The organism is Deferrisoma sp. (assembly GCF_054681715.1).
The window spans coordinates 1-16,080 of sequence record NZ_BAAHFQ010000028.1; the positions used below are offsets into that span (position 1 = coordinate 1).

Consider the following 16,080-nt stretch of genomic DNA (forward strand, 5'->3'; position numbering starts at 1 on the left):
CGATCGAGATCTCCTGGAGGTCGATGGCGAGCCCCACCTCCGCCGGTGTCGCCCCGCACTCCTCGGCCACGGCGAACGCCGCCGCGCACGCGATCTCCCCTCCCTCGGCCCGCTTCCGCACCGCCTCGGCCACCTCGGGCCTGGGCTTTCGCTCCGGGGGATGCTTCTTCGCGAACTTTCCTTTGTCGAGATGGGTCATGGGAGTGGCTCCTTTCGGCTAGAAAGCTAGAAGGCTAGGAAGCTAGGAAGCAAAAAGCACAAGGCTCTTCTGCTCTTCTGCAACAATACTTCACATCTCTTGCTAAACGCCAAGGGAGCTAGGCCGGGGTCAGGGACCGGTGGGCGAAGTAGAGCGCGGCGGCCCAGATCGTGCCCAGGGTCAGAAGGACGGCGCCCACCAGCACGAACCATACTCCTGGGTCCTGGTGCACGTTGTACACGCCGTTGGGCTCGAGATCCAGGTCCACGAGCCGAAGCCCCAGGTCCCCCACCCGGGTCGGTCCCATGCCCGGAGCAAGGAAGACCCGGCCCGCGGCACCGCCGCCCGCGCGCACCTCCACGAGCACCCCCGGGCCAAAATACGGGCCCCACCGCTTTCCCGGGCTCAGGGCGCCCACCGCGGCGAGCCGCAACCCCGGGGCCAGTTCCACCTCCCCTCCCACCGAAACCTCCGCCGTGCCCCGGGTGGTGGCCACCCGGGCGCCCCGCACCACGGTCTGCACCCCCTGGGGATACACCACGGTGGTCCCGTGGATCAGGGGATGGTTCGTGCGCACCGCACCCTCCGCCACCTTGGCCTCCCCCTGCCACAGGCTGACCCGGGTCTGCACGTCCCAGGGCCTCCCGTCCGGTCCGGGCACCGGCTCCACGGCCTCGACCCGGAGGCGGTAGGGCGTTCCCGCTGCCTCGGCCTCCCCCCCCACCGGCACCCGCAGTCCCTGGGCCCGAGCCCCGAACCCGCTCCCCAGCACGAACCCGACGAAGATGAGCAAAAATCCCAGGTGCACGAGGACCTCCGCGAGCCCTCGCACCCCCCGGCGCCGCCGCCAGAACCAGTTCAGGGTGCACAGGACGAGGCTCGCGACCACGAGGTAGGTCAGAACGACGAGGCCGTACACCCACCACGAACCGGGCCACTGGGCCGGGGCCGCCTCCCGGAGCCACACGTTGAAGGGCACGGCGTCCATCTTCATCCAGAACCGGGGATCGGCCCGGTACGCGAGGATCGACCCCGCCGCGAGGTCCAGGCACCACAGCACGCTCAGCACCACAAACGTGCCCGGAGCCACGGCGAGGTTCCAAAGGCTCTGGAGCAGGCGTTTCACGATGATGCTCCTTTGATGGGAGTTCCGCTGGGCGGCTGGGCTGCTTGGCGGCTAGGCGGCCAAAAGCCTTCAAAGGCCAACGTCACCGCCTGCCCCGCGGGAGGGAGCAGACCCTTCACGCCCCTTGTCTCCGTGTCCTCCGTGCCCTCCGGGTGAAACAAACTCCGGTCATCGGCCTGCGGTCGTCGGTCTTCGCTCAGGTCCGAACCGGAAGCTCCCCCTTCACCCCTCCGTGTCCTCCGTGTCCTCCGTGGTGCCCTTTCCCCCTACCGCAACGGGTGGGAGGTCTCGAACAGAAGCCCGAGCCCGAGGAAGGTGAAGAGCACCAGGCCGAACCCGCCGATGGTGAGCGCGTTGAGCCGCCACCCCTGCCAGGCCGGCCGGTGGCGCACGTGGATGACGGCCGAGTAGAAGAACCACACGATCGTGGACCACAGCCCCTTGATCCGCCAGGTCCAGTAGGACCCCCAGGCCAGGTAGGCCCACAGGCTCCCGGCCACCATGCACCAGGTGAACAGGAGATACCCCAGGTACAGGGACTCGTCGAGCATCCGGCGCTCCTCCCCCAGGCCGGACCCCGAAAGCCCCAGGGCCCGGTAGGCGCCAACGAGCGCGGCGAGTCCGAAGAGCCCGTAGGCCGCAAACGAGGTAGCCACGTGGATCAGAAAGAGCGGGGTGTCGAGCGCGGGGCTCAGGGGCTGGAGGTCCATGGATCCGTACGAGGCGCCCCACAGGGCCGCCGCCCCGAGCCCGAGGGCCCCGGGCAGAAGGTCCCGGGCCCGGTACCGCCAGGCGAAATAGAGCGCCATGCCCACGAGCCACAGGGCCAGAAAGTGAAGCGTGGAGAAGAGCCCCGTGACCGGCAGATACCCGGCCTTCCCCCACCGAACCCCCAGGAGCCCAGCTTGAACGAGCCACCCCAGCACGGCCGCACCGAGGCCGACCTTCCCGACCGAGTTCCTCCGTTCCCGGGCGGCCGCGCACAGGAGGGCGCCCAGAACGTAGGCGATCAGGGCCGTGAGATGGGCGGCTTTCGTGAAGAGTTCCATGGGCGGATCACTCCCGACTGGTCGGTCTTGTAAAGCTCTTTCTTCTTCCCGCCGCGGTCCGGGCGCGACCGACGGGTCGCTGCTTCGTCCGTTGCGGGTGACGACATAGGCTCCGGCCGCGTCCGTCACCCCGAGCTGTGAATCCTATCACACATCGCGGGGCGCGGTCGCCCCCGATCGGCGGGAGGGCCGTCGCGCCCCAGTCAAACTGCGTTTCTTGACAGCACCTCCTTCGTCTGTCATGAATGGGGCGCGTCCTTCCCCCGCCCCGACCGGAAGGGTTCCGTGACACGCTCGGCCACCCCCAACTCCCCCCGGGAACTTCGCCGGCTCTGCCGGTCCGGCGAGTGGACCGGCTCCACCGCGGGCCTGTGCCCCGGCCACACCCAGGTGAACCTGGTCACCGTGCCCGCGGCCTGGGCGTTCGAGTTCTTCCTCTTCTGCCAGCGAAACCCCAAACCCTGCCCCGTGCTCGAGGTGCTCGAACCCGGGCAAACCGAGCCGCGCTACCTGGCCCCCGGCGCGGATGTGCGGACCGACTGCCCCCGGTACCGGGTGTTCCGGGGGGACGAGGTCCACGAGGTCCCGAACGTCCGCGATGTCTGGCGGGACGACCTCGTGACCTTCCTCCTGGGGTGTAGTTTCACCTTCGAGTCGGCCCTGCTGGAAGCCGGTGTCCCGGTGCGGCACGTCGAGATGGGCCGGAACGTGCCCATGTACGAAACGGGCATCCCCTGCGAACCCGCGGGCCGGTTCCGGGGAAACCTCGTGGTCACCATGCGGCCCATTCCCGCGGACCTCGTGCCGAGGGCGGTCCAGATCACCTCCCGGTTCCCCGGGGTCCACGGGGCCCCGGTCCGCGTGGGCGACCCGGCGGGCCTCGGCATCACCGATCTCTCCCGCCCCGACTTCGGGGACCCGGTGGACATCCGGGAGGGGGAGGTCCCGGTGTTCTGGGCCTGCGGGGTCACGCCCCAGGTGGCGCTGCGAAACGCCCGGCCCGAGCTCGCCATCACCCACGCGCCGGGCTGCATGCTGGTGACCGACCGGATGGACCGGGAGTGGGCGGTCTTTTGACCGCCGGTGGGTTCGGGCGGGTCCCTGTTGCCCCCACGGAACGCGGCGCGCTGCGCCGGAAAGGAGAGGAGGACATGAGAACCCGAACGCTCTTCTCGATCCTCGTGGTATCGGCGGCCCTGGTCCTCGCGCCCCTTTGGGCTGCACCGGCCCGGGCGGCCGGCAAGGTGGTCAAGATCGGGGTGATCTACCCGCTCACGGGCGGAGCGGCGGCGGCCGGCCGGGAGCTCCGTGCCGGGGTGGAACTCGCCGCCGAGATCATCAACAACGTGATGCCCGGGATCGACATGGAGATGGCGAAATCCGCGGGCATCCCCGGCCTCGGAGGGGCGAAGATCGAACTGCTGATCCGCGACCACGAGGGCAACCCCACCCTGGGCGCGGACCTCGCCAAGAAGCTCATCCTTGACGACAAGGTGGACGGAATCCTGGGGTGCTACCACAGCTCGGTCACGAAGACCGTGAGCGCGGTGTGCGAGCAGTACGGGGTGCCCATGATCAACGGCTCGTCCACGTCGCCGGCCTTGACGGAGCGCGGGTTCAAGTGGTTCTGGCGCACCACCCCCCACGACCGCTGGTTCACGAAGGACCTGTTCGAGCTCCTGAAAGGCCTGACCGAGGGCAAGGTGCGGGGCGTGCCCGCGGTCCCGAAGGACGAGATCGGGACCATCGCCTCGGCCTGCGAAAAGACGGAATGGGGCTCCCACGTGTCCGGGCTGATCGAGGAACTCGCCAAGGAGTACGGGTTCAAGGTGCGAAAGTCCATCCTGTACGCGGCCAAGTCGGCCGACCTGTCGAGCGAGGTGCGCTCCCTCAAGGCGTCCCGGGCCGGGGTGTATCTGTTCGCCTCGTACACCTCGGACGCGATCCTCATGGTCAAAACCCTCAAGGCCCAGCGGGCCGCGCCCAAGGTGATCTGGGGCCAGGACGCCGGGTTCGAGAAGCCCGAGTTCCGCGAAACCCTCAAAGACGACATCGTGGGCGTGCTGACCCGCACGGTGTTCCTGCCCAAGGTCGCCGAGGTGAAGAAGGTGGCCGGCCAGGTGAACAAGCTCTACAAGGAGCGCACCGGCCACGACCTGGGCGGGGCCTCGGCCCGGGCGTTCACCGGCCTTCAGGCCTGGTACCACGTGCTCAACAAGGCCGGGTCCACCGACCCCAAGGCCATCCAGAAGGCCGCCAACGAGATCGTGATCCCGGGCTCCGAGCTCGTGGTGCCCTGGGCCGGCATCGATTTCGAGAACACCGGCTCCGAGATGGGGCAGAACGTCCTCGGATCGGGCCTCATCGGCCAGTACCAGAAGAACGACAAGGGGGAGATCACCCTCGAGATCGTCTACCCGTTTGACCTGGCGACGGCCGACATGATCTACCCCTTCCCGGGCTGGAAGTAGGGCCCCAACCCCGTGGAGACCGCCGGGGTGCCCGGCGGTCTCCCGCCCTCGCACCGGCGTAGCCCATGGACATTTTGATCAGCTCTCTGGTGGCCGGCGTCCTGCTGGGCATGGTGCTGGCTTTGGTGGCGCTCGGCCTCACCATCATCTTCGGGGTCATGGACATCGTGAACTTCGCCCACGGCGAGTTCCTGATGCTGGGGATGTACACCGGGCTGCTCACCGCGGATGCCACCGGGCTCGATCCCCTGATGGGCATCCCGGTGGCCGCGGCCGTGGGCTATCTCCTGGGGATCGCGTGCTACTGGGGGTTCGTCCGGTTTCTCCTGCGCGGCCCCATGGTGGCCCAACTCCTCGGCACCTTCGGTCTGATGCTCTTTCTGCGCAACCTGGCCCTCCTCTTTTTCGGGTCCGAGGACCGGGGGGTCCACACCGGGCTTCTGGTGGGGAAAAGCGTGGATTTCGGCATGGGTGTGATCGTACCCGCGACCAAACTCGCCGCCGCCGCGCTCTCGGTGGTCTCGTTCGCCGCCGTGTGGCTCCTCATGAACCGGACCCGGCTGGGCAAAGCGCTCACCGCCACCGCGCTCAACGCCCAGGCCGCCCGGTACATGGGGATTCCCACCGAGCGCATGAACGCGCTGGCCTGGGGCATCGGGGGCGCCACCGTGACGATCGCGGGCGCCCTCATCGTGAATTTCTGGTCTGTGAACCCCTACGTGGGGCTCCTGTTCACGATGATCGCGTTCACCATCGTGGCCCTCGGCGGGTTCGGGAGCGTGCCGGGGGCGCTGGCCGCCGGGATCGTCGTCGGCTTGATCATGGAGATCCCGGGGATCTGGGATTTCGTGTCCTACGCCACCGAGTGGGAGTGGATGCTCGACGTGCCCATCACCTCGTTTAAGTACACCTTCGTGTACCTGGCCTACTTCGTCATCATGATCGTCCGCCCGCGGGGGTTGTTCGGATGGAAGCTCTGAGGGCGGCCCTCGATTTTTCGGATTTCCGGCCCGCTGAACGCTGGGTCTCCCGGCTGGTGGCGGTGTTCCTGCTGGCGTTCCCGCTCCTGCCGGCGTCGTCGTTCGCCATGGCCACGATGATCCAGTTTTTGATGTTCTCCCTCTACGGGATGGGCTGGAACACTATCGGCGGCTACGGCGGCCAGGTGGACCTGGGCAAGGCCCAGTACGTGGGGATCGGGGCCTACACCACCGCCGTGTGCCTCGTGCGCTGGGACGTGCCCTTCTGGGTGTCGATGCCCGTGGGCATGGGGTTCTCGGTTCTGTGGTCGTTCGCCATCGGCTACCCCCTGTTCCGGCTCAAGGGGCACTACTTTGCCATCGCCACGATCGCGGCGTCGCTGGTTCTCAAAGATCTTTTCGAGGTGTGGGACTTCGTGGGGGCGGCCCGGGGGCTCGAGATCCCGGCCCACCGGTTCGACACCCCGGATTTCTGGCACCTGATCTTCAAGGATGACGTCTACTACTACTACGTGATCCTAGCGTTTTTCTTCGCCGGGGTCCTCTACATGAACGCGTTTCGCAAGTCCCGGCTCGGCTACCAACTTCGGCTCATCAAGGACAACGAGGACATGGCGCGGTCGCTGGGGATCGACGTCCACTGGGCCAAGGTGAAGACCTACGCCATCGCCACCGCCTTCGTGAGCCTGGTGGGCTCGTTCCACGCCTGCTACATCAAGAACATCGAACCCGAGGACACCATGAGCCTGGATCTCTCGATCCTGATCGCGCTCATGGCGATGCTCGGGGGCGCCGGGTCGCTCTGGGGCCCCATCATCGGGGCGGGCATCCTGATCCCCTTGAAGAGCTACTTCAAGGAGTGGTTCGGCGCCCGGGCCGGCCTGGTGGGGATGGACCTGATTCTCTACGCCCTCATCATCATGGTGGTCTCGGCCGTGGAACCCCGGGGCATCTGGGGGTTGGTGGAGCGCTACCGCGCAAAACGGGAGACCGCCGGATGAGGCCGCTCCTGGAGGTCCGGAACCTCACGAAGGAGTTCGGGGGCCTGCGGGCGAACGAGGACGTCTCCTTCGACCTCGGGGAAGGGGAGATCCTGGGGCTCATCGGCCCCAACGGCGCCGGCAAGACCACCCTGTTCCACTGCCTCACCGGGTTTCACAAACCCGACCGGGGCACCGTGCGGTTCGACGGGCGGGACATCACCGGGCTTCCGCCCCACAAGATCGCCCGCCTCGGGATCGCCCGCACTTTCCAGAACTTCGTGGCCACGGGCGACCTCTCGGTGCTGGAAACCGTGATGGTGGGGTGCTTCGCCCGCACCGCCTCCCCCTCGAAGGCACGGGCGAAGGCCGGGGAACTCCTGTCCTTTCTGGGGCTTGCCGACCTGGCCGGTACCCCGATCCGGGATCTGCCGGTGGCCGGGCAGAAAACCGTGGCCCTCGCGACGGCGCTCGGCACGGAGCCCAGGCTGCTGCTCCTGGACGAGGTGGCCGCGGGGTTGAATCCCGGGGAGATCCAGGATCTCATGGGCGCCATCCGCCACGTGCACCAGGAACTGGGGGTCACCCTCATCGTGATCGAGCACGTGATGGAGCTCGTGATGAATCTGAGCCACCGGGTTCTCGTTTTGGACTCCGGCCGCGTGATCGCCCAGGGCCCCCCGGAGGAGGTGGCCCACGACCCCGCCGTGATCCGGGCCTATCTGGGGGAGAAGTACGCCGCCCGGTATCTCGAGGGAGCTCCGTCATGAGCGCCCCCCTGCTCGAGGTGCGGGGCCTTGTGGTCCGGTACGGGAAGCTCACCGTGCTCCACGGCGTCGATCTCGTCGTCCAACGGGGCGAAACCGTCTGCGTGGTAGGGGCCAACGGGGCGGGGAAGTCCACACTGCTCAAAGCAATCATGGGGGCGGCGCCGGTGGCGGAGGGCGAGGTGCGGTTCGAGGGCCGGAACATCGTGGGCCTCCCCACCGAGGAGATCGTCCGGCTCGGCATCGTGTACGTGCCGGAGGGACGCATGCTGTTCGGTCCCCTCTCGGTGGAGGAGAATCTGAAGCTCGGGGCCTATGTCGTGCGCGACGAGGCCAAGATCCGGGCCTCCCTGGACCGGGTGTACGATCTGTTCCCGCGGTTGCGGGAGCGCCGGGACCAGGCCGCGGCGACCCTGTCGGGAGGCGAGCAGCAGATGGTGGCCATCGGCCGGGGGCTCATGTCGGACCCCAAGGTCCTGATGCTCGACGAGCCCTCTCTGGGTCTTGCCCCCAAGCTGGTGGACGAGGTCTTGGAGACCGTCGCCGCGCTCAAGACGCAAGGGGTCACGATCCTGCTGGTGGAGCAGACCGTGCGGGAGGCGCTGGAGCTGTCGGACCGGGGATACGCGATCCAGTCCGGCCGCATCGTGGTGGAGGGGCCGGGCCGGGAACTCCTGGACGACGAGCGGCTTCGGGCGGCCTACCTCGGCCTTTGAAGGAAGGAGCGGGTCATGGCAATCCGAATCGACCTCAACGCCGACATGGGGGAGTCGTTCGGGGCGTACCGCAAGGGGGACGACGAGCAACTCATGGAGGTCGTGACCTCGGCCAACATCGCCTGCGGGTTCCACGCGGGGGACCCCCACGTGATGCGGCGCACCGTGGCCCTGTGCGCGGACCGCGGGGTGGCCCCGGGGGCCCATCCGGGGTACCCGGATCTCCTGGGGTTCGGCCGGCGGGGCATCGAGGCCGCGCCGGAGGAGGTGTACGACTGGGTGCTCTACCAGGTGGGCGCCCTAGAGGGGTTCGCCCGGGCCCGGGGCCTTCGGCTCCAGCACGTGAAACCCCACGGCGCCCTGTACAACCGGGCGGCGGTGGACGCCGAGCTCGCAGCGGCCGTGGCCGAGGCGGTCCGGGACGCCGGTTCGGGGCTGATCCTCCTGGCCCTGGCCGGCTCGGAACTCGAGCGGGCGGGTCGCGGAGCCGGCCTCCGGGTGGCCCGGGAGGCGTTCCTGGACCGGGCCTACCGGGCCGACGGGACCCTTGTGCCCCGGTCGGTGCCGGGGTCGGTGTTGCAGGATCCCGAGGAGGTCACCCGCCGGGCCGTTCGCATGTGCCTCGAGCGCCGGGTCCACACCCTCGACGGAGAAGACATCCCGATCGAGGCCGACTCCTTCTGCATCCACGGCGACAGCCCCGGGGCGGCGGAGTTCGCCCGCCGGGTCCGGACGGCCCTGGAGGCCGCCGGGGTCCGGGTGGAGCCGCTGGCCGCCGTGGTTGGGGAGGAAACCTCCCGGTGAGCCGGCCCTGGCCCAAACCCCGGATCCTTCCCTGCGGGGAGACGGCCCTCACGGCCGAGGTGGGCGACGCCATCTCGCCGGCGATCCACGAGCGGGTGCTCGGGCTGACGAAGACCCTGGAGGCGGTTCCCGGGGTTCTGGCCCGGGTGCCCACCTACCGCTCCGTGTTCGTGGAGTACGATCCCTTGCGGGTCTCCTTCGAGGCCCTGTGTCTTCGGATCGAGGAGGCCTACGCCCGCCTTCCCGAGCCCGACTCCCAGGCGTCCCCCGCCGAGGTGGTGGAGATCCCGGTGTGCTACGGCGGGGAGTACGGCCCCGATCTCGACGAGGTGGCCCGGGTCCACGGGCTCAGCCCCCGGGAGGCCGTGGAACTCCATGCCGCGCCCATGTACCGGGTGTATCTTTTGGGCTTCACCCCGGGCTTTTTGTTCCTCGGTGGCCTCGACCCCCGGCTCCACACTCCCCGCCGGCGGGAACCCCGCACCCGGGTCCCCGCCGGGTCCGTGGGCATCGCCGGGCCCCAGACCGGGGTCTACTCCCTCGACACCCCGGGGGGCTGGCAGATCATCGGCCGCACGCCGCTTCGGATGTTCGATCCCGGCCGCCACCCGCCGGCCCGGGCCCTTCCGGGCATGGGCGTGCGATTCCGGCCCATCGACGAGGCGGAATTCTTTCGCCTGCGGGAGGCGGAAGCGTGAGCGTGCGGCCGGCCCTCCGGATCCTCCGGCCGGGCCCCCTGGCCACGGTCCAGGACGCGGGACGGCGGGGCTGCGAGCACCTGGGGGTCCCGGTGTCGGGCGCCATGGATCCCCTTTCCCTGGCGGTGGCGAACGTCCTCGCGGGGAACAATCCCAGCGCGGCCGCCCTCGAGATCACCCTGGGCGGGTTCGAGGCGGAGTTCCTCGTGGAAACCCCGGCGGCGGTGTCCGGGGCGGACCTGGGATTCGAACTCGACGGGGTGCCGCTCGCGCCCGGCACTTCGTTTCGGGCCGCCCCCGGGGCGAGGCTGCGCACGGCGGGGCGGCGGTGGGGCTGCCGGGCCTACCTTGCGCTGGCGGGGGGGATCGCGGTGCCCGAGGTGCTGGGCAGCCGGTCCACGTACCTGCCCGCCCGGCTCGGGGGCCTCGACGGCCGGCCCCTCGCCCCGGGAGACGAACTGCCGGTGCCCAGAGGGGAGCACCGCCGGACGTGGAAAACCGGGGCAAGGGCGCCGGACGAGTTCCTTCCCCGCCCACCTTCCGGGCCCCTGCTCCTGCGCTCGGTCCTCGGGCCCCAGGCCGATCGGTTTACCGACCGGGGCATCTCGACGTTTCTGGGTTCGCGGTATGTCGTGTCGGCCCAGGCCGACCGGATGGGCTACCGGCTCGACGGTCCGGCCATCGAGCACTCGGGCCCGGCCGACATCCTCTCCGACGGCATCGCCTGGGGCGCCGTGCAGGTGCCCGCCCACGGCCGGCCCATCGTGCTCCTGGCCGACCGTCAGACGGTCGGCGGCTACCCCAAGATCGCCACCGTGATCCGCGCCGACCTCCCCTCCCTGGCCCAGGCCCTTCCCGGCGACGAGGTGGCGTTCCGGTCCGTTTCCCTGTGGGAAGCCCGGGAGACCCTGGCCTACCGGTCCCTCCGGTTTTGCCGCTGGGCCGAGTCCCTGGGGCGGTAACCCCCACCGCCTTGCATTCCCGCCTAGAAGGGGTATGAAGGAGACGTGTGCCCAATCCGCAGCGGGGGGAGGGGCGTTTGGTCATGGGATGGATTCGTTGGGGGATCGTTTTTGCCTCGCTCGCGATGGGAACGGCCGCGGCGGCGTTCAGCCAGAAGCCGGTGTACATCGATCCCCGGCTCGGGGGCTGGGCAGCGCCGCTCGAAACGCTGTGCTTCCAAGCCGGCTGTGGGGAGCTGTATTATGTGGCCGGGGTGTGGCTGGGAGACACCGGGGAACTGGTGGTGCTCGCGAAATCCAAGGTCACGTTCCGCCGGTTCGACCGTCGGGACCTCGGCGCCTTCGCCCACCGCCTGGCCCGGGCCCTTCGCCCGGCCGTGACCGGGCTCTACGAAAGCGGCCGGATCGACGGGGTGGTGCTGACCTTTTACTGTCCCCAGCTCCGGGGAAACGTGCTCACCCTAGAGGTGTTCGAGTCATGTCTTCCGGCCCGGGCGTTCGAGGACATCGGCCCGGTGCCCGTTCGGGTCGTGGAGCGGCGTTCCTGGGCCCTGCCGCCCCCGTAACCGTTTTCCAGGAGCCGTTTGGCCGGTGGGGCGAGGCGGCGAGTGACTTCGACCTCGGGCCGCAGGACCCCCAAGGGGACCGCGGCGGTCTGGATGGCGTTCTTGAGACGGGAGGAGTGTCAGATGGCAAAGCCGCGGTGTTGGCTCGTCGGGCTGACAGGCCTTTTGGCCCTGGGAGCGTGCGCCCCTTTGGGCTACGTGAAGGACCCGACCCCCTGGGTCGAGGCCGCCGACTGGACCCAGGCCGAGACGGTTCGGCTGGAGATGACGGAATACCGGTTCGAGCCCCAGGTGCTCTCCTTCCGCGAAGGCAAACCGTACATCCTGGAAATCGTGAATCAGGGCCGCGAGAAGCATTACTTCGCCGCCCCCGACTTCCTCCGGGCCATCGCCGCCCGCAAGGCCGAGGTGCCCGAGGTGGTGGAGGCCAAGGCGTGGCGGTTCACCTCGTTCGAGGTCTATCCCGGCCAGACCCTGCGGCTTTTCTTCGTGGCCGTGACCCCGGGCACCTATCCCCTCACCTGCACGATCCCGGGCCACGCCGACCGGGGCATGCGGGCGGCGGTCAAAATCGAGAAGGCGCCGCCGAAGAGGTAGCCGCGGGCCTTACTCCAGGATCTGGCCCAGGTCCCAGAGGATCCCCCGGTGGGAGGGGTGGCGGGCGCAGTAGGTGAACCGCACTCGGGTGCCCCCGTCGTGGGACTCGATCTTGTCCACCCGGGTGGGCCACTGGGCGCTTTCCAAAATGGCCTCCAGGCGGGCCAGGGTCACCGGACGGTCCGGCCCCAACTCGATCTCGACCGTGCGCATGTCGCACGGTCCCATGAGCCGCTTTTCCACCCGGCCGAGGGCCACCAGGGTCACCACGGTCATCACGGCCGTGATGAGCCCCACGAGCCAGTACCCCATCCCGACCACGACCCCGATCGCGGCCACGAGCCAGATGGTGGCCGCCGTGGTGAGCCCCACGACGCCCCGGCCGCTCCGCAGGATCGCCCCGGCCCCGATGAACCCCACGCCGGTCACGATCTGGGCCGCGATCCGGGTGGACTCCTGGGGTGCGTGGGCCACGAACTTGGCCATGAACTCCGAACCCATGGTGAAGAGTGCCGCCCCCAGGCAGATCAGGATGTTCGTGCGGAGACCGGCCGGCTTCCCCTTCCACTCCCGCTCGGAACCCACCAGGGCTCCGCAGACGAACGCCACGGCCATCCGGCCCGCCACCGGGACGAGCAGCGCGGGGAACTCGGGACGTAGGAGCGGAAGCGGTTCCATCGGACCCTCCGGGCGTTGGGAACGGGGCAGACGCCAGTGGTCTTGGAATCTTAGCCCGGGATCGTGTAGGTTGAAAGCCGTCACGGCGGTTGGCGGTCTCCGGTCTGAAGACTGGGAACTCGGCTCCTCACGCCCCGGCGGGGCCCTACACTCCTTGAACGGAACCGCCGGGGCAGGAGTCGGAGGGAAAGGGGTTCCCGGCTTCCGTCCGCTGAATTTTTCGCATGGGAAGTGCCCCCATCGGGTCAGGCGACGACGCAGGTATCAGGAATGATTTTGGCCTTCTGGCGTCCCAGCCTCCCAGCCTTCCAGCGGTGATATCCCATGGACGCGATCGTCGAAGGAAACGGAGCGGTGCTCGTGCTCGTGCCGGGCCTGGGGTGTGACGAGCGGCTGTGGCGCCCGGTGGGACAGTTGCTGGCCCCGGAGTGGCGTGTGGTGTACCCGAGGGTCTGGGGGGCGGGACGCCTGCGGGAGGCGGCCGCCCGCATCGTGGACGTGCTCGACGAACTGGGCGTCCCCTCGGCCTTCGTGGCCGGGCTCTCCATGGGCGGGTACATCACCTTTGAGCTACTGCGCGGCTGGCCCGAGCGGGTCGCGGCCGCAGCCCTCGTGGACACCACGGCCTTCGGCGACACCCCCGAACGCCGGGCCAAACGAGACCAGGTGCTCGAACTCATCCGGCGGGGCGCTTTCGACCAGGTGCTTCGAACCTTCGCCGCAAGCGTGCTCGCCCCATACCACCTGGGCGGTCCCCTGGAGGATCTCGTGATCGAGATGGGCAAGGCCGTGGGACCCGAGGCCTTCGCCCGCGATGTGGCGGCCATCCGGGACCGGGGCTCTTACGAGGACGTGCTGGAGCGGTGCGATCGGCCCCTTCTGTTCCTCGCGGGGGCCGACGACGCCCTGACCCCGCCCGAGGTGGCCCGAGAGATGGCCGCACGCGCCCGGAAGGGTCAATGGGCCGTCGTGTCTAGGGCTGGCCACCTGGCCCCCCTGGAGAACCCGGACGAGACGGCGAAACACCTTCGCGAGTTCTTTTCGAGGTGCGCTCCGGGAGGCGACTCGGCGTGAAGGACTACTACGCCATCCTGGGCGTCCCGCCCGAGGCGGGCCCCGAGGAGATCCGCAGGGCCTACCGGCGAAAGGCCTTCGAACTCCACCCCGACCGCAACGGCGGGAGCCGGGAGGCCGAGGAGGCGTTCAAAGATCTGACCGAGGCCTACGCCGTCCTCGGCGACCCGGCCCGGCGGCGGGCCTACGACGAGGCCCGCGCCCGCGGCCGGCCGGAGTTCGATCCCGGGTTCCGGCCGGAGGATCTCTTTCGCGATCTGTTCACCCATCCCGTCTTCGGGGCGCTGTTCCGGCAGATGGCCCAGGAGTTTGGACGCCAGGGCCTTCGGTTCGACGAGGCGTACCTGCGGAGGGTGTTCCACGGGGGCGGGGGTGGGGTGTTCTTCGGTGGATTCGTGTTTGTCGGCCCGCTGGGCGGTCTGTTCCAGCCCCTTTCGGGAACCCGAACGCCGAAGACGCCCCGGACGAAACTCCGAAAGGCGCTGCCCCGGAAACCCGGCCTCCTGGGCCGGCTCGTGCGGGCGGCCCTGCCTCGGCCGAAGCCGAGGGCCATGCTGGAGTACGAACTGCCGGTGCCCCGGGAAACCCGAGAGAGAGGGGGAACCATCGAGATCGCCCTCCCCGCCCCCGGGGGCATCCGGCGGTTCCGGGTGCGGATTCCCGCGGGGGCGCGGCCCGGGCTTCGGCTCCGGATCCCGGGGGAGCGTCAACGCGGAGCAGGATCGCCCGACGTCCTTCTCCGGATCACCGAACCGCCCGGCTCTTCGAGTTAGGGCAGGGAGGGATTCACCATGCGCGTCTCTCTCACCGCCGCCGTGCAGCCCCGGGAGATCCCCTGCCGGGTCCCGGGATGCCGGAACACCTGGACCCAGAGGACCGAGGAGGTCCTTCAGGCCCTCCGGCGCGGGGAGCGGGAACCCCGACCCCGCATGTGCGCCCGGTGCGAGGCCCTCTACCGGGACCTCGCCGACCAGGAGCGGCCCTGCAGCCGGCCGAGCTGCGACGGCACCGTCACGGTAACCCGGTTCCAACAACTCGTCTGGGAGGTCCGAGGGCGCGAACCCCGAGAGCTTCTGTGCCCCGCGTGCCGGGAGGAGGCCAAGGAGGCCGGGGCCCAGGAGGTGCCCTGCCGGGTACCCGGCTGCGACGGGACCTGGCGGTGGAGCGGGGAGGAACGCCTGGCCGCCGGGGACGGCCCGCCGCCCCAGCGCATGTGCCCCGCGTGCTACCGGGAGTTCCGGGAACTCGCGGACCGGGAACTCCCGTGCCGGGTGCCGGGCTGCGACGGCACCGTGCCCTACAACCGGTTCGAGCAGCTTCTCGACCGGAAGGCCGGCCGCAGGCCCCCGAAGCGCCTGTGCCGCGCGTGCCAGGACCGGCTGAAGGAGCTCTCCGATCGGGAGGTGGTCTGCGCCGTCCGGGGCTGCGACGGCACCTGGACCTGGACGGCCTTCGCCCAACTCGTGGCAGAGCGGAAAGGCCTGGGCACCGAGCCGCCCCGCCGGCGGTGCGCCCGGTGCCAGGAAGACCTGAAGGGCCTCGCCGACCGGGAGATGCCCTGCCGGGTGCACGCGTGCCCGGGCACCTGGACCTACACCGCGGCCCAGCAGCTGGCTGACCTGCGGCGGGGCCGGAAGCCCCCCCGGCGGCTGTGCCCGAGCTGTCAGGAGCGGATCGAGGCCTTGGCCGACCGGGAGGTGCCGTGCCGCCAGGAGGGGTGCGACGGCACCTGGACCTTCACCCGGTTCGACCAGCTTCTCCACGAGCGCCTGGGCCGGCCCGAACCCGAGCGGCTCTGCCCCCGCTGCGAGGGGTTCTTGAAGGAACACCCTCCCGTGGACGTTCCCTGCGCCCGGTGCGGGAGCCCCATCCTGTGGACCAGCGAGGCCCAGCTCATGGCCGAACTGGGCCTGTGGGTGAAGCCGGACCTCTGCGCCGAGTGCAAGGCCCGGGAGGTGAGGGAGGGAGCGGCCTAATCGGAGGCCCTCGGGTTCGCTCTTCGCCAGGCCGCCACGAACCGCGCGGCCACCTCTCCCACGAGGGAGATCGGGTCCGCCGCGTCCCGGTCGGTGACCACCTCGACCCAGGTGGGCTGGTCGGCGCACTGCAGGGGATCGCGCTCCAGGCACAGGGGCTGGGTGAGGACGAGGCCGGCCGACCAACCGCCGTCCACGGGCACGAGGTCGAGCCGCAGCCGGGCCCGCGCCGCGGCGCCGGCGGAAACGCCAGCCTCCTGGAGCGCCCGCAGGAGTTCCACCTCGGCGTCCAACGGGTCGGCGCCCTCCTCTGCGGCCACCTCCACCCGCACGGACTCTAGCCCCGAAAGCCCCCACGCCCCAGCCGGGCCGGCCACGACCAGGGCCACGACCGGAAGCGCCGCCCGAACCAGCCACTGTCGCACCATGTTCCGCCG

At 69.8% G+C, this 16,080-nt stretch carries 18 protein-coding genes and 1 pseudogene; 14 read left to right on the plus strand and 5 right to left on the minus strand.

Annotation, left to right across the window (positions count from 1 at the left end; genetic code table 11):
* The 3 genes and pseudogenes from ACY0I8_RS06415 to ACY0I8_RS06425 all read right to left on the minus strand — a co-directional run.
* Nucleotides 1–199: pseudogene (locus ACY0I8_RS06415) on the minus strand (hypothetical protein); the annotation flags it as partial.
* Between the two features lie 118 nt (nt 200–317).
* Complete coding sequence (locus ACY0I8_RS06420) at nt 318–1,325, minus strand: cytochrome c biogenesis protein ResB (RefSeq protein WP_461394101.1); 1,008 nt, start codon at nt 1,323–1,325, stop codon at nt 318–320.
* Between the two features lie 266 nt (nt 1,326–1,591).
* Complete coding sequence (locus tag ACY0I8_RS06425) at nt 1,592–2,374, minus strand: cytochrome c biogenesis protein (RefSeq protein ID WP_461394102.1); 783 nt, start codon at nt 2,372–2,374, stop codon at nt 1,592–1,594.
* 285 nt (nt 2,375–2,659) lie between these two features.
* On the opposite strand from ACY0I8_RS06425, the gene ACY0I8_RS06430 reads away from it, so the two are divergent.
* From ACY0I8_RS06430 to ACY0I8_RS06480, 11 genes are all read left to right on the plus strand, one after another.
* Nucleotides 2,660–3,451 (plus strand): putative hydro-lyase, encoded by a 792-nt coding sequence (locus tag ACY0I8_RS06430; RefSeq protein ID WP_461394103.1) that lies wholly within the window; start codon nt 2,660–2,662, stop codon nt 3,449–3,451.
* Nucleotides 3,452–3,525: 74 nt separating this feature from the next.
* Nucleotides 3,526–4,845: an ABC transporter substrate-binding protein gene (locus ACY0I8_RS06435; protein WP_461394104.1), complete on the plus strand. Its 1,320-nt coding sequence runs from the start codon at nt 3,526–3,528 to the stop codon at nt 4,843–4,845.
* A 65-nt stretch (nt 4,846–4,910) separates the two neighbouring features.
* Entirely contained in the window at nt 4,911–5,825 is a 915-nt protein-coding gene (locus tag ACY0I8_RS06440; protein ID WP_461394105.1) for a branched-chain amino acid ABC transporter permease, read from the plus strand.
* Complete coding sequence (locus tag ACY0I8_RS06445) at nt 5,813–6,826, plus strand: branched-chain amino acid ABC transporter permease (protein ID WP_461394106.1); 1,014 nt, start codon at nt 5,813–5,815, stop codon at nt 6,824–6,826. Before ACY0I8_RS06440 ends, ACY0I8_RS06445 begins: the two co-directional genes overlap by 13 nt.
* Nucleotides 6,823–7,575 carry an ABC transporter ATP-binding protein gene (locus tag ACY0I8_RS06450; protein ID WP_461394107.1) on the plus strand — a complete coding sequence of 251 codons (753 nt, stop codon included), beginning with the start codon at nt 6,823–6,825 and terminating at the stop codon, nt 7,573–7,575. Before ACY0I8_RS06445 ends, ACY0I8_RS06450 begins: the two co-directional genes overlap by 4 nt.
* On the plus strand, nt 7,572–8,288 hold the full coding sequence (locus ACY0I8_RS06455) for an ABC transporter ATP-binding protein (protein ID WP_461394108.1): 717 nt from the start codon (nt 7,572–7,574) through the stop codon (nt 8,286–8,288). Before ACY0I8_RS06450 ends, ACY0I8_RS06455 begins: the two co-directional genes overlap by 4 nt.
* A gap of 15 nt (nt 8,289–8,303) precedes the next feature.
* Nucleotides 8,304–9,092, plus strand: coding sequence for a LamB/YcsF family protein (locus ACY0I8_RS06460; protein WP_461394109.1), 789 nt, complete (start codon nt 8,304–8,306; stop codon nt 9,090–9,092).
* A complete protein-coding gene (gene pxpB / locus ACY0I8_RS06465; protein WP_461394110.1) occupies nt 9,089–9,790 on the plus strand; it encodes a 5-oxoprolinase subunit PxpB in 702 nt (233 codons plus the stop codon). The genes ACY0I8_RS06460 and pxpB overlap by 4 nt, the downstream gene beginning before the upstream one ends.
* A complete protein-coding gene (locus ACY0I8_RS06470) occupies nt 9,787–10,752 on the plus strand; it encodes a 5-oxoprolinase subunit C family protein (RefSeq protein ID WP_461394111.1) in 966 nt (321 codons plus the stop codon). Before pxpB ends, ACY0I8_RS06470 begins: the two co-directional genes overlap by 4 nt.
* An 83-nt stretch (nt 10,753–10,835) precedes the next feature.
* Nucleotides 10,836–11,318 (plus strand): hypothetical protein, encoded by a 483-nt coding sequence (locus ACY0I8_RS06475; RefSeq protein ID WP_459940591.1) that lies wholly within the window; start codon nt 10,836–10,838, stop codon nt 11,316–11,318.
* Nucleotides 11,319–11,441: 123 nt separating this feature from the next.
* Nucleotides 11,442–11,915 carry a multicopper oxidase domain-containing protein gene (locus ACY0I8_RS06480; RefSeq protein ID WP_461394112.1) on the plus strand — a complete coding sequence of 158 codons (474 nt, stop codon included), beginning with the start codon at nt 11,442–11,444 and terminating at the stop codon, nt 11,913–11,915.
* 9 nt (nt 11,916–11,924) lie between these two features.
* Here ACY0I8_RS06480 and ACY0I8_RS06485 read toward each other — a convergent pair whose 3' ends face one another.
* Nucleotides 11,925–12,593, minus strand: coding sequence for an MgtC/SapB family protein (locus ACY0I8_RS06485; RefSeq protein ID WP_461394113.1), 669 nt, complete (start codon nt 12,591–12,593; stop codon nt 11,925–11,927).
* Between the two features lie 324 nt (nt 12,594–12,917).
* Here ACY0I8_RS06485 and ACY0I8_RS06490 point away from each other — a divergent pair, with 324 nt between their 5' ends.
* The 3 genes from ACY0I8_RS06490 to ACY0I8_RS06500 are packed head-to-tail and all read left to right on the plus strand — an operon-like array spanning nt 12,918 to nt 15,643.
* Nucleotides 12,918–13,667: an alpha/beta fold hydrolase gene (locus ACY0I8_RS06490; protein WP_459940594.1), complete on the plus strand. Its 750-nt coding sequence runs from the start codon at nt 12,918–12,920 to the stop codon at nt 13,665–13,667.
* A complete protein-coding gene (locus tag ACY0I8_RS06495; protein WP_461394114.1) occupies nt 13,664–14,440 on the plus strand; it encodes a J domain-containing protein in 777 nt (258 codons plus the stop codon). Before ACY0I8_RS06490 ends, ACY0I8_RS06495 begins: the two co-directional genes overlap by 4 nt.
* Before the next feature lie 18 nt (nt 14,441–14,458).
* A complete protein-coding gene (locus ACY0I8_RS06500) occupies nt 14,459–15,643 on the plus strand; it encodes a hypothetical protein (protein WP_461394115.1) in 1,185 nt (394 codons plus the stop codon).
* On the opposite strand, the gene ACY0I8_RS06505 is transcribed toward ACY0I8_RS06500, so the two are convergent.
* Nucleotides 15,640–16,071, minus strand: coding sequence for a hypothetical protein (locus tag ACY0I8_RS06505; protein ID WP_461394116.1), 432 nt, complete (start codon nt 16,069–16,071; stop codon nt 15,640–15,642). The two genes, ACY0I8_RS06500 and ACY0I8_RS06505, sit on opposite strands and share 4 nt — an antisense overlap.
* Between the last annotated feature and the right edge of the window lie 9 nt (nt 16,072–16,080).